A 12,932-nucleotide genomic window follows, 5' to 3' on the forward strand; every position below is an offset into this window, starting at 1 on the left:
TCCGTTATCCCATCAACGCCGCCATCAGCGCTTTCTGCGCATGGAGACGATTCTCTGCCTGATCAAAAATAATCGAGTTCTTGCCGTCAATCACGCCTTCACTGACCTCTTCGCCGCGGTGCGCCGGGAGGCAGTGCATGAACAGATAGTCCGGCTTCGCCAGTGCGGCCAGCTCCTCATTCACCTGATAAGATGCAAAAGCCGCTTCGCGCACCTTCTGCTCCTCTTCAAAGCCCATGCTCGCCCACACGTCAGTGTAGATGACGTCGGCATCTTTTACCGCTGCTGCCGGGTCGTTCACCACTTCGATCACTGCGCCGGTTGCCCCCGCGATTTCACGCGCCTGCGCCACGACTTGCGGGTCCGGCTCATAGCCGGCCGGGCTGCCGATCGACACGTGCACGCCCAGCTTGGCGCCGCCCAGCATCAGCGAATGCGCCATGTTGTTGCCGTCGCCGATGTAAGCCAGCTTCAGGCCTTCAAGCTTGCCTTTGTATTCGTAGATCGTCTGGAAGTCCGCCAGCACCTGGCACGGATGCGCCAGATCGCTCAGCCCGTTGATGACCGGAATGTCAGCATGCTCCGCAAGCTGGATCACACGGTCATGGCCGAAGGTCCGGATCATGATGCCGTCCAGATAGCGGGACATGACGCCCGCCGTATCGGCGATGGTCTCGCCGCGTCCGAGCTGGATGTCATTTTTGCTGAGGAACAGGGCATGCCCGCCCAGCTGGTACACCCCGACCTCGAAGGAGATGCGGGTACGGGTGGACGATTTTTCAAAAATAAGCCCTACCGTCTTGCCCGCCAGCGGCTGATAAACCTCGCCATTCTTCTGCTTGCGCTTCAGCTCGACCGCCAGATCGATCAAGTACCGGATCTCCTCGCTGGAGTAATCCGTCAATTCTATGAAATCGCGCCCCTTCAGCGCGAATGTTGCTCCTGCTTGTGCCAAACTCATGGATTAGGCTTCCCCCTTGCCCTGCGCTTCTTCATAAGCGCGGATTACGTTGTACAGCGTGTCAACCGCCTGGTCGATTTCCTCATGACTCACGTACAGATTCGGCAGAAGGCGAATGACGTTAGGACCTGCATTAATGAACAGCAGCTTGTTTTGCTGCCCGGCGAGAATCAGCTCGCCAACCGGCCCCCCGCATTCGATGCCGACCAGCAGCCCCATACCTCTGATTTCCTTCACAAAAGACAGCCCGGACAGCTTCTCCTCCAGCTTCTCCTTCAAATACGCGCCCATCTTGGCCGCGCGCTCCGGCAGCTGGTCCTCCTCCATCACTTCGAGAGTCGCAATAATCGCCGAGGTCGCCAGCGGCGTACCGCCGAAGGTCGAACCGTGACTGCCTGCCGAAAAAGCCTCCCGCAAATACGCTTTGCCCAGCATCGCACCTGCCGGAAATCCGCTCGCAATGCCCTTGGCCACCGTGATGATATCCGGCTGGATACCGTAGTGCTGATGCGCGAACCATTTGCCGGTCCGTCCCATCCCGGTCTGCACCTCGTCGATGATCAGCAGCAGGCCGTGCTCCTTGCACAGCTCCGTAATCATCTGCACAAATTCCGGCTTCGCGGCATGAATGCCGCCTTCCGCCTGCACCATCTCCAGCATGATCGCCGCCGTATTCGGCCCGATGGCCGCCTTCAGCGCCGCTTCGTCATGCAGCGGGACGGTCTTGAAGCCTGCCGGAAGAGGCAGAAAACCTTCCTTGACCTTGTCCTGACCGGTAGCCGTCAGAGTCGCCAGGGTCCGCCCGTGGAAGGACTGATGAAACGTAATAATCTCGAAGCGCTCTTCGCCTTTGATCTTCTGAAAATATCTCCGCGCCAGCTTGATCGCCGCCTCGTTCGCTTCCGCTCCGCTGTTGCAGAAGAACGCCGCATCCAGGACGCTGTGCTTGGTCAGCAGCTTAGCCGCCTGCTCCTGCAGCGGCAGCTGGTACAGGTTCGAAACATGCCACAGCTGGTCGAGCTGCTGCTTCAGCTTCTCCTTGACCTTCTCCGGCGCGTGTCCGAGATTCGTTACCGCAATTCCGCTCATAAAGTCCAGATAACGGTTGCCTTTGTCATCCCACAGCCAGCTGCCGTGGCCTTTCACAAGTGCGAGCGGATAACGGCTGTAATTGGGAAAAAGCGCGCTCGGCGCTTCCCCCGCTGCGGCTGCTGGATTCAAGTCCTGCGCGGCCTCGGCTGCTTTGGCTTCCGGTGGTGTCAATGTCATCGTTCTCTACCCCTTCCTCAATTTGATTTATTCTTCACGATTTATCCTTCACGATTTATCCTTCACAATTCGTCCGTAAAAATCCTACATCCGCACAATCCGCGTTCCGATCGGCTCGCCGGCCAGCACGCGGCTCAGCACCTTCGGCTCCGAGCCCGGCACAATAACAACCTCCTGCACCTCGCCGTGAATGCAGTCCACCGCCGCGCGGACCTTCGGAATCATGCCGCCGTAAATCTCGCCGCTGCTGATCATATCTTCGGTCTGCTGAACCGTAACGACTGGCAGAACCTTGTTCTCGCCGTTCACATTCCGCATGATGCCCGGCACGTCCGTAACCACGATCATCTGTTTGACTCCCAGCTGGGAAGCGACAGCCCCTGCGGCTGTATCGGCGTTAATGTTCAGGCGCTGGCCCTCAGGGGTGACGCCCAGCGGCGCCACTACCGGCATATAGCCAAGCTTCAGTATGCCGTTAAGAATTCCGGCGGCCACCTCGGTCACTTCCCCAACCAGGCCGACCTCTTTGCTCTGCGCAACCGGTCTTGCCAGCAGCAGCGAGCCGTCGCTGCCGGACAAGCCGATGGCGCGGCCGCCTGCGCTCTGGATGCGCCGGACGATCTGCTTGTTGATCGTGCCGGCCAGCACCATTTCTACCACATCGAGCACTTCCTCCGTCGTATAGCGCAGTCCATTCACGAACCTCGATTCAATGCCAAGCCGGGTCAAATTGTCGGAGATGGCCGGCCCGCCTCCGTGCACGATTACCGGCTGGAAGCCCTCCCGCTGCAGAGCGCCCAGCTCCTCGAAAAATACCTCCGGCAGCGCTGCAAGCGTGCTGCCCCCGCATTTCATGACAAACGTTCCTTTCGGCGATGCCTTGGCGCCTTCTGTCTGCTGACTGGCCGCCGCGGCCTGATCGGACGTAATACTCATCCTGCCCTCTCCTCTCCTGGTAGCCTTATTCTATTCTCTTATCGGCTTTACCTGCTCACTGCCTCTATTTAAAGTTAAGTCCTTAAGTCCTGTAAGCCGCGTTAATCCGTACATAATCATAAGTCAAGTCACAGCCCCAAGCCGTAGCCTCGCCTTCTCCGCCGTGCAGGTCTACGAAGATCTGCACCGTATCGCCCTTCAGATACTCCAGTGCCGCCTCTTCGTCGAAGGCGACCGGCTTCGAGCCTTCCAGCGTAACAATCGGCCCCAGCTTAATATCCACATTGGACGGGTCAATCGGCTCGCCCGCACGCCCTGCTGCGGCAATAATCCGTCCCCAGTTCGCATCGGCTCCAAACACGGCCGATTTAACAAGGCTGGAGCCGACGATCGTCTTGGCGATCGCTCCCGCCGAAGCATCCGTCACGCCGCCTTTAACCTGAACCTCGATTAAATGCGTCGCCCCTTCGCCGTCGCGCGCGATCTGCTTCGCCAGGGATTCGTTCACATGGCGGAACGCCGCTGCAAACTGCTCCCACTGCGGATGATCCGCCGACAGCGGGCGGTTGCCCGCCAGCCCGCTGGCCATAACCAGCAGCATGTCGTTGGTGCTGGTGTCGCCGTCCACCGTAATCATGTTAAAGGTGACGTTTGTCGTGTCCACCAGCAGGCTCTGCAGCGCTGCCGGATCCACCTCGGCGTCGGTCGTCACGAACGCCAGCATCGTGGCCATGTTCGGGTGAATCATGCCCGAGCCCTTGCAGGCGCCGCCGATCGTCACCTCGCGGCCGTCGATGGCCAGCTTGACGCAAGCCGTCTTCTTCACGAGGTCCGTCGTCAGGATCGCCTGGCTGAACTGCTCCGCGCCTTCCGCTCCGTAGGCCGTTGAGGACGGCAGCTGCGCAATGCCGCTGCTCACCTTCTCCATCGGCAGATTCTCGCCGATGACGCCGGTGGAGGCTACAGCGATATCCGCTTCCGCCAGCCCGAATGCGGCGGCCGTCTGCGCCCGCATGGCAAAGGCATCGGCTTCGCCCTGCCTGCCTGTGCAGGCATTGGCGTTGCCGCTGTTCACCACGACCGCGCGGAGCCGCCGGTCCTTCAGGCTGTCCCGCGTAACCAGCAGCGGAGCCGCCTGGAACACGTTCGTCGTGTATACCGCAGCCGCAGCGGCCGGCACCTCGCAGAGGATGACGCCGAGGTCGTTGCGGTCAGTCTTTTTCAAACCGCAGTGCAGGCCGCCTGCCTGAAATCCTAACGGAGAAGTGACGGAGCCGCCCTCCACCGCTTTCCAAAGCTCAATTGTTTCCATGATTGTCTCCTCCCGAACCCTTACGGATATACAGGACTCAGCTTGAGTCCGGTTGTTTCCTCCCAGCCCATCATCAGATTCAGATTCTGGATGGCCTGGCCCGCCGCACCTTTAACGACGTTATCGATGACCGACACGATGGTCAGCCTTCCGGTACGCGGATCTGCGGCAAAGCCGATATCGCAGTAATTCGATCCAAAAACCTCTTTCGTCGCCGAAAATTTGCCGGCCTCCCGGATCCGAACGAAAGATTTTCCTTCATAATAATTACGGTATAAATCGACCAGTTCCTGCTCCGAACGGCCCTCTGTAAGCTTGGCGTACATGGTGCTCATAATGCCTCTTGTCATCGGAACGAGATGTGTCGTAAAAGTAACGGTAACCGGCGCCCCAGCTGCAAGGGAAAGCGCCTGTTCAATCTCTGGAATATGCTGATGTTTGTTTACTTTATATACTTTCATATTTTCATTGATTTCCGCATAATGGGTCATCAGGCTGGTTCCCCGGCCCGAACCGGATACACCGGATTTCGCATCGATGATGATGCTGCCTGGGTCAATCCAGCCTTCCTTCACCGCCGGGAGCAGCCCCAGCAGCGTAGCTGTCGGATAACAGCCCGGGTTGGAGATGAAGCGCGCCCCCTCTACCTGTCCGCCGTTCTCTTCACACAAGCCGTATACGGCCTCCTCCAGCAAATCGGCAGGAGGTGCGTCATGTTTGTACCACTGCTCGTAAGCGGCTCCGTCCTTTATCCGGAAATCGCCGGACAAATCAATAACCTTCAGGCCTGCCTCCAGAAGCTGGGGGACCAGCCTGCCGCTGACGCCCGATGGCGTTGCCGTGAACACCACGTCCGCTTTCTGTTTGATCCCGGCCGGGTCAACGCCGTCCAGCGTCTGCACCAGAATCTCCGACAGATGCGGAAACCCTTCCGTAATCTTCTCTCCCGCATTGGAAGAAGAAATCACCGAGGCAATTTCAACCTTTGGATGGTTCAATAAAAAACGAATCAGTTCCACCCCTCCATACCCGGTGGAACCGACGATAGCTGCTTTTATCTTGTCTTGTGACTCTGCCAATCCTTCTCCCCCGCTTTCCCCAATAGCTCGCTCGCTTTATTAATGTTTAATGATGCTTATTAATGATTTATTCATATCCGATAAGATTTATGAATTATTATACATACTGATTTATATAAATACAACAACTTTACATGAATTTCCTTCATAAAAAATAACTCGTCCAACGCACAAAAGGATTCCAGGCGCAGCCCGAAATCCTTGTCTTGTTCCTCTTGTTCCTCTTGTTCCTCTTGTTCCGCCATCCTGCTCCGATCCATTTCGTTCCAGGCAGCCATCACCTGCCCTGTCATTCCGCTGTGCGCGGCTCCGCCGTTTTCTGAAGCAGCGGCAGACTGTAGCATTTGACCAGCGTAGTCCCGTTAAGCATCTCCTTCTCCGGTGTCCGTTCAAAGCCCAGATATTCATACAGCCGGATGGCAGAAGCCATCAAATCCGAGGAATGCAGGTAAATGCGCTCGGCCCCATAGCGTTTGGCCCTTTCAACAGTGGCCTGAATAAGCCGGGTTGCCACTCCCTGCCCTCTAACCTTCGGGGAGGCAGCAAGCAGCCGGATAATCGGCGCCTGAATATCCAGCTCGGGACGCCCGTATGCAGCTTCAGAAGTTAAGAACAGCAGCAGGCTGCCGACGATTTCCCCGTCCTTCTCCGCTACAATCCGGGCCTCCGGCCCTTCCCTGTATACCGACTCCAGAATACTGTCCCTGTACTCCGCCCATCTGTCCGCAGGCATAACCTGCTCATATTGACCATAGGCATCCAGCAGCAGCCGCTCGATCCCTGGCTGATCCCAATCCTGCGCGTCCCGGATCCTAATTTCATTCTCCCGGTATTGGTTCATTGTTTACGGCCTCCTTATTACGAATGATTAGCTGAAAAAGCGACATCAGACCTGCCTCCAATATTCACGAGCCGTTTTATTTAATTCTGTTTAATCCTAGTGGTTAAATATGGATTGTGACCTAACTTTATCCGTTTCCCCTTTCCGAGTCAATAAATCCGCTAATAGATAAGGCCTATATGTACATAGAACTTCTTAATAGATGCCGGCAGCTGAAGGACAAGTCTCATTAAACAACAAAAAAGGCCCCCGAAGGAGCCGGGACTGACCCCCGTTTGTAAGACAGGGATCAAAACACCTTTCAAAGTTAAGCAGCCAGTTGTCGGAAATGAACCGGTGACTGGTTGTTTAGTTTTGTTTGAATGCGAATTGAGTTATAGTAAAAGATGTACTCTCGAACGGTCTGTTCGACGATTGCCGTCGTCGTACAGGTTAAACCTTCGAGGTAGAACGTTTCAGACTTTAGTGTGGAATGAAACGATTCGATGGGGGCATTATCAGCAGGCGTTCCCTTACGGGACATGCTCATGGTAATGCCTTTTCCTTTTACAGCTTCCTGGTAGGCCAAGGATGTGTAGACGCTGCCTTGATCGCTATGGAGTATTGCGCCTGGTAAAGATGGCAACTGACGGAGGGTGTCCAGTACAAATGCGGTGTCCTGTTTGTCAGCTATACTGTAAGCCACAACCTCTCCGTTAAACAAGTCTAAGATACTCGACAAATACAACATTCTTCCTCCAAATGGCAAATACGTAATGTCCGTTACGAGTTTTTGCATCGGCTCATCCGCTTCAAACTGTCGCTTTAACAAATGCTCTGCAATATGAATAGGTTGTCCTGTAGGTTTCCGTTTCTTCGCTTTGACTCGACACTGCAGTCCTTCACGCTGCATGATCCGTTGTACACGTTTGTGGTTTACCGTGTACTCTCTCCGAAGCAAGGCAGTGATTTTCCGGTATCCATAACGGTATTTATGCTGGATACAGAGTTCGCGGATTTTTTCTACCAAGGGGTCCTCAACTTTGCTCTCATATTCGGATTTCCAGCGATAGTAAGTTGCGCGAGGGATTCCTATCCATGCACAAGCTTGTTTTACACTCACCTCTCCTCGGATAGACTCCATCCACTCAACTACGATTTTTGCCGACACCTCCTCTCCAGTTCCCTGTACTTTTTTAGCAACTCAAGTTGTTGTTTCAAAAACCTGTTCTCAGCCTTAACCTTCTCCAGTTCTGAAGTATATTCGGGTCCCTTGCCATAGCTGTATTGTTTACCTACAGGCTGCTCTAAGCGATTCTGCTCGCCACTACGATACCATCTCACCCAAGTTTCAACTTGTGTCTTATTTCGTATGTTTAACTGCTCCATGATTTCTTTCACTGGCGTACCAGCCATTTTCATTTCAATTGCCTTCATTTTAACTTCTAAGGGATAACTGACTCTTGTAGCCAATGAAAAAACACCTCCAAGGTTGTCTCCATATCTTACGACATGGTTGCATTCTCTTGAAGGTGTTTTAATTTGTCTCACGCTAAGGGGTCAGTCCCAGCCCTCTGCTGCCTTTCTGCTGCCTTTCTGCTATCTTTCTTCTGTCTTGCTTAATACCGCTCTAGTCGACAAGCATTCAAGCGTTCAAACGTTCATTCCGTCCGCTTAAACCCTTTGCCCAGAACCCCATGCGCATTGCTGATAATGACAAAAGCATTCGGGTCGATGACCTGCACGACCGTCTTGAGCCGCGTAACCTCGCTCTGATTCACGACAACCATCAGCACCGTCCGCTCATCACCGGTGTATCCCCCATGCCCATCCAGCTTCGTCAGCCCGCGGTCCATATGATTCAGAATCGCCTCGGTCAATTCGTCTGTCTTGTCAGCGATAATATAAGCGACTTTGGTGTAGCTGAAGCCCAGCTCGACGGCGTCGATAATTTTGCCGGTAATATACAGCCCGATCAGGGCGTAGAGCGCTTTTTCCCAGGATAGTACAAATCCCGCAATCGTAATCACCGTGCCATCCATCAGCATGACGCAGGTCGCCAGGTTCAGCCCGCTGTATTTCTGCACGATTTGCGCCAGGGTCGACAACCCGCCAGTAGAGCCCCTCCCCCGAAAAACAATGCCCAGCCCAAAGCCCACGCCGATCCCCCCATAGAGGGAAGCCAGCAGCGGGTCTGTTGTCGGTGCCTCCCAATGCTGGGTCAGCAGCACAAACATCGGCAGTAAAATGGTCCCGAGCAGCGAGCGGATCGAGTATTCACGGCCCAGCAGCAGCCAGCCGGCAATAAACAAAGGAATGTTCAAGGCCCACTGGATATAAGCGGGATTGACGCCCAGCGAATAATTCAGAATAACAGAAATGCCCGACACCCCGCCCGAAGCGATGTGTGCAGGAAGCAGAAACAGGTTAAAAGCCAGCGATGTAATAAACGATCCGATCATAATCATCAGCGTATCGGCGACATGGCGTCCAGGCCCAGTCACTGGCACCCATTCATTCATCCGGCGTTTGCGGCCTTTAGGCGGCATGCATTCTTCACTCCTCTAACGCAGCTAAGCACTTTTCTTTATAAAAACACCCCACAAAGCGCTCTTTCAGCAAGGAAACCTGCGGTTTCCCAGCCTGAGAGCACCCTGCGGGGAGCTGTACACGGCTATTTATTGTGCATCTGTTTTGATCTGGCTTCTTAAGTACCCGTCGATAAAAGCATCCAGGTCGCCGTCCATAACGGCCCCGACATTCCCGGTCTCCACGCTGGTGCGATGGTCCTTGACCATGCTGTACGGGTGGAACACATAAGAGCGGATTTGGCTGCCCCATGCGATATCCGACTGCTCGCCGCGAATTTCAGCCAGCTCCTTCTGCTGCTCTTCGATCTTGCGTTCATACAGCTTGGAACGGAGCATCGTCATCGCGCGCTCGCGGTTCTTGATCTGAGATCGTTCGTTCTGGCAGGTCACGACGATTCCCGTTGGAATGTGCGTAATCCGCACTGCCGAGTCGGTCGTATTGATGTGCTGGCCGCCGGCGCCGCTTGCGCGGTACGTATCGATCTTGAGGTCCTCGGTCCGGATTTCGATCTCAACATCGTCGGAAATCTCCGGTACCACGTCGCAGGATACGAACGAGGTATGGCGTCTGCCGGATGAGTCAAAAGGCGAGATGCGGACGAGCCGGTGAACACCTTTTTCCGCCTTCAGATAGCCGTAAGCGTTATAGCCCTTGATCAGCAGCGTTACGCTCTTGATGCCGGCTTCATCCCCTGGCAGATAGTCCAGCGTCTCCACCTTGAAGCCTCTCTTCTCCGCCCAGCGGGTGTACATCCGCAGCAGCATTTGGCCCCAGTCCTGGGACTCCGTGCCGCCTGCGCCCGGGTGCAGCTCAAGAATCGCATTCATCTTATCGTAAGGCTGGTTCAGCAGCAGCTGCAGCTCAAACGTATTCAGACGCTCGACAAGGTCCGCTACGGAAGCCGCAATGTCGGACTCCAGCGACTCGTCGCCTTCCTCTTCGGCCAGTTCAATCATAACCGTAATATCGTCATAGTCCTGCTGCAGCTTCATGTACTGGTCGACGGAAGACTTGACCGCATTCATTTCGTTAATGATCTGCTGCGCAGCGTCGTTATCATCCCAGAAATCTGGAGCCGCCATCTTCTCTTCGAAGTTCGCGATCATCTCCTGCTTAAGATCTAAGTCAAAGAGACCCCCTAAGATTGGTTAGTTTCTTGCTTACTTCACGCAAATCCTGTTTCACGCTTACATCGATCATCGGAAAATATCACCTCAGGCAAAAGTATAGCCGCCGCCTCATTCCAAGACTTCAAGAAGAGACGGGGCTTATTATAGAAAAAGCATATCCTATTGTAACCGCCGCCGTATATGGGCGGACAGCCAAATTTAAGGTATAAGGAAAAGGCTGAATCAGTCAGACCGCGAGAATAAGCTTTAAACTTAAGCTTCTTGTCCGTGGCAGTGTTTATATTTCTTGCCGCTGCCGCAAGGGCAAAGGTCGTTACGGCCGATCTCTTCGCCGCGCTGTACCGGATGCTTCTCAGCAGGCTCGCCGTTTGTCGAGACCTTGTTCTCATCGACAACCGCCTGACGCTCCTGGTTCGTTTCGATTTGAGCCTTCATGATGTAAGTCGCAATTTCCTCTTGGATCGTTGCGATCATCTCATGGAACATCTCAAAACCTTCAAACTGGTACTCGCGGAGCGGATCCGTACCGCCGTATGCACGAAGGTGAATACCTTGACGGAGCTGATCCATCGCATCGATGTGATCCATCCATTTGCTGTCCACGGAGCGGAGCACGATAACCTTCTCGAACTCACGCACCATTTCAGGGCCGATTTGCTCCTCACGGGCATTATATTTTTGCAGCACTTTATCAAAAATATACTCGACCATCTCTTCCTTCTCTTTGCCCCACAGCTCGTCTTTGGTCAATTCGCCGTCGAGCAGCTTGGCATTCACATAATCAGCGACTTCTTCAAGCTCCCAGTTCTCAGGAATATCATCGCTGCAGTGCGCTTCGACAATACGTTCTACGACCGGCTTGATCATATCCAGCACGATCTGCTTGATGTTATCGGACTCCAGCACTTCGCGGCGCTGTTTGTAGATAATTTCACGCTGCTGATTCATTACGTCGTCATACTGCAGGACGATCTTACGAACGTCGAAGTTATTGCCTTCTACCCGCTTCTGGGCGGATTCGATCGCACGGGTAATCATTTTACTTTCGATTGGTGAATCCTCATCAAAGCCGAGACGGTCCATCATCGCCAGCACGTTGTCAGCGCCAAAGCGTTTCATGAGCTCATCGCCCATGGACAGGTAGAACTGGGTCGATCCCGGGTCACCCTGACGGCCGGCACGGCCGCGCAGCTGGTTATCGATCCGGCGGGATTCGTGCCGCTCTGTACCAATAATATGGAGACCGCCGATTTCCTCAACGCCTTCGCCCAGCAGGATGTCCGTACCGCGGCCTGCCATGTTTGTAGCGATGGTCACCGAACCCGCTTGACCAGCATGGGAAATGATCTCCGCTTCCTCTGCATGGTATTTGGCGTTAAGCACTTTATGAGGCACGCCTTTGCGTTTCAGCATTTCGGACAGCAGCTCGGAGTTCTCAATCGAAACGGTACCGACCAGCACCGGCTGCTTGTTCGCATGGCGTTTGACGATTTCGTCGACAACGGCCCGGAACTTGCCTGCTTCGCTCTTGTATACGATGTCCGGCATATCGACGCGGCGGTTCGGACGGTTCGTCGGCACCTGGAGCACTTCAAGACCGTAGATCTTCTTGAATTCCTCTTCCTCGGTCTTCGCCGTACCGGTCATGCCCGCCAGCTTGCGGTACATCCGGAAGTAGTTCTGGAACGTAATCGTTGCGAGCGTCATGCTCTCGTTCTGAACTTCCAGCTGCTCCTTCGCTTCGATAGCCTGGTGCAGCCCGTCGCTGTAACGGCGGCCCTGCATAATCCGGCCTGTAAATTCGTCAACGATCAGCACTTCGCCTTCCGAAACCACGTAATCAACGTCACGGCGCATAATCGCATTTGCTTTCAGCGCCTGCACAATGTGGTGGTTCAACGTTACGTGAGTATGATCGTACAGATTGGAAATCCCGAACGCTTTCTCCGCTTTAGCCACACCGGCTTCGGTCAGAGCGACCGATTTTACCTTAATATCAACTGTATAATCCTCTTCTTTAACCAGACGTTTCACGAAACGGTCCGCAGCATAATACAGCTCTGCCGATTTCTGCGCTTGTCCGGAAATAATAAGCGGAGTACGCGCTTCGTCGACCAGAATGGAGTCCACTTCGTCAATAATACAGAAATAAAGCGGACGCTGTACCATCTGTTCCTTATAAAGGACCATATTGTCACGAAGATAGTCGAACCCGAATTCGTTATTCGTACCATAGGTAATATCACATGCGTAAGCAGCCTGCTTGTCGGCATGCTCCATACCGTTCAAGTTCACTCCGACAGTCATGCCCAGAAAAGAATAAATCCGGCCCATTTCCGCGCTGTCGCGCTGCGCCAGGTAATCATTCACTGTAACCACATGTACGCCTTTGCCTAGAAGAGCATTCAAATAAACCGGCAGGGTACCGACCAGCGTCTTACCTTCACCGGTTTTCATCTCAGCGATTCTGCCTTCATGCAGCGCCATACCGCCGATCATCTGTACATCATAATGGCGTTTGCCAAGCACACGCTTGGAAGCCTCACGAACCGTAGCAAAAGCTTCCGGCAGCAGGTCGTCCAGCGATTCTCCTTTATCAAGCCGCTCCCGGAATTCAACAGTCTTCGCCTGAAGCTGCTCGTCCGTAAGCTCTGTAAATTTAGGTTCTAATGTATTAATAAAGTCCACAGTCTTCGTAAGACGTTTGACATCACGCTCATTCATGTCGCCAAAAATCTTCTTAACAAGTCCTAGCATGGTTTTCCCCTTTCACGCAAAACAGGTCGTTTGCCTAAATTGTAACAGTTTGTAAGACACGCCGCAACACGGGTGT

At 54.1% G+C, this 12,932-nt stretch carries 11 protein-coding genes; all 11 read right to left on the bottom strand.

Annotation, left to right across the window (positions count from 1 at the left end):
• Window positions 1–4 precede the first annotated feature (4 nt).
• The 11 genes from argF to secA all read right to left on the bottom strand — a co-directional run bounded on the left by argF (window position 5) and on the right by secA (window position 12,856).
• Window positions 5–961 carry an ornithine carbamoyltransferase gene (gene argF, locus FCN15_RS16880; protein WP_138496151.1) on the bottom strand — a complete coding sequence of 319 codons (957 nt, stop codon included), beginning with the start codon at window positions 959–961 and terminating at the stop codon, window positions 5–7.
• Window positions 962–964: 3 nt separating this feature from the next.
• A complete protein-coding gene (locus tag FCN15_RS16885) occupies window positions 965–2,230 on the bottom strand; it encodes an acetylornithine transaminase (protein WP_138496152.1) in 1,266 nt (421 codons plus the stop codon).
• Between the two features lie 84 nt (window positions 2,231–2,314).
• Entirely contained in the window at window positions 2,315–3,166 is an 852-nt protein-coding gene (gene argB / locus FCN15_RS16890; RefSeq protein WP_138496153.1) for an acetylglutamate kinase, read from the bottom strand.
• A gap of 82 nt (window positions 3,167–3,248) precedes the next feature.
• Entirely contained in the window at window positions 3,249–4,478 is a 1,230-nt protein-coding gene (argJ, locus tag FCN15_RS16895) for a bifunctional glutamate N-acetyltransferase/amino-acid acetyltransferase ArgJ (RefSeq protein ID WP_138496154.1), read from the bottom strand.
• A gap of 20 nt (window positions 4,479–4,498) precedes the next feature.
• Window positions 4,499–5,557: an N-acetyl-gamma-glutamyl-phosphate reductase gene (gene argC, locus FCN15_RS16900; protein ID WP_238996725.1), complete on the bottom strand. Its 1,059-nt coding sequence runs from the start codon at window positions 5,555–5,557 to the stop codon at window positions 4,499–4,501.
• 71 nt (window positions 5,558–5,628) lie between these two features.
• Window positions 5,629–5,901 (bottom strand): hypothetical protein, encoded by a 273-nt coding sequence (locus tag FCN15_RS19220; RefSeq protein WP_203232173.1) that lies wholly within the window; start codon window positions 5,899–5,901, stop codon window positions 5,629–5,631.
• Window positions 5,847–6,398, bottom strand: coding sequence for a GNAT family N-acetyltransferase (locus FCN15_RS16905; RefSeq protein ID WP_138496155.1), 552 nt, complete (start codon window positions 6,396–6,398; stop codon window positions 5,847–5,849). The genes FCN15_RS19220 and FCN15_RS16905 overlap by 55 nt, the downstream gene beginning before the upstream one ends.
• Window positions 6,399–6,705: 307 nt before the next feature.
• Window positions 6,706–7,850 (bottom strand): IS3 family transposase gene (locus tag FCN15_RS16910; protein ID WP_138496156.1). Its coding sequence is split into 2 segments (ribosomal slippage): window positions 6,706–7,577 and window positions 7,577–7,850, totalling 1,146 coding nucleotides; the frame shifts between segments, so codons are not numbered across the junction.
• 188 nt (window positions 7,851–8,038) lie between these two features.
• Entirely contained in the window at window positions 8,039–8,926 is an 888-nt protein-coding gene (locus tag FCN15_RS16915; RefSeq protein WP_138496157.1) for a YitT family protein, read from the bottom strand.
• Window positions 8,927–9,055: 129 nt separating this feature from the next.
• Window positions 9,056–10,169 (bottom strand): peptide chain release factor 2 gene (gene prfB / locus FCN15_RS16920; RefSeq protein ID WP_138496158.1). Its coding sequence is split into 2 segments (ribosomal slippage): window positions 9,056–10,096 and window positions 10,098–10,169, totalling 1,113 coding nucleotides; the frame shifts between segments, so codons are not numbered across the junction.
• A 182-nt stretch (window positions 10,170–10,351) separates the two neighbouring features.
• On the bottom strand, window positions 10,352–12,856 hold the full coding sequence (gene secA, locus FCN15_RS16925) for a preprotein translocase subunit SecA (protein WP_138496159.1): 2,505 nt from the start codon (window positions 12,854–12,856) through the stop codon (window positions 10,352–10,354).
• Window positions 12,857–12,932: the final 76 nt, after the last annotated feature.

Source organism: Paenibacillus pinistramenti, assembly GCF_005869875.1.
Classification (GTDB): Bacteria; Bacillota; Bacilli; order Paenibacillales; family Paenibacillaceae; genus Fontibacillus; species Fontibacillus pinistramenti.

Excerpts from the sequence above, each read along its gene's own strand:
- argJ (WP_138496154.1), bottom strand. The coding sequence starts at position 4,478 with ATGGAAACAATTGAGCTTTGGAAAGCGGTGGAGGGCGGCTCCGTCACT.
- argB (WP_138496153.1), bottom strand. The coding sequence starts at position 3,166 with ATGAGTATTACGTCCGATCAGGCCGCGGCGGCCAGTCAGCAGACAGAA.
- secA (WP_138496159.1), bottom strand. The coding sequence starts at position 12,856 with ATGCTAGGACTTGTTAAGAAGATTTTTGGCGACATGAATGAGCGTGAT.
- FCN15_RS16905 (WP_138496155.1), bottom strand. The coding sequence starts at position 6,398 with ATGAACCAATACCGGGAGAATGAAATTAGGATCCGGGACGCGCAGGAT.
- FCN15_RS16885 (WP_138496152.1), bottom strand. The coding sequence starts at position 2,230 with ATGACATTGACACCACCGGAAGCCAAAGCAGCCGAGGCCGCGCAGGAC.
- argF (WP_138496151.1), bottom strand. The coding sequence starts at position 961 with ATGAGTTTGGCACAAGCAGGAGCAACATTCGCGCTGAAGGGGCGCGAT.
- FCN15_RS16915 (WP_138496157.1), bottom strand. The coding sequence starts at position 8,926 with ATGCCGCCTAAAGGCCGCAAACGCCGGATGAATGAATGGGTGCCAGTG.
- FCN15_RS19220 (WP_203232173.1), bottom strand. The coding sequence starts at position 5,901 with ATGCTACAGTCTGCCGCTGCTTCAGAAAACGGCGGAGCCGCGCACAGC.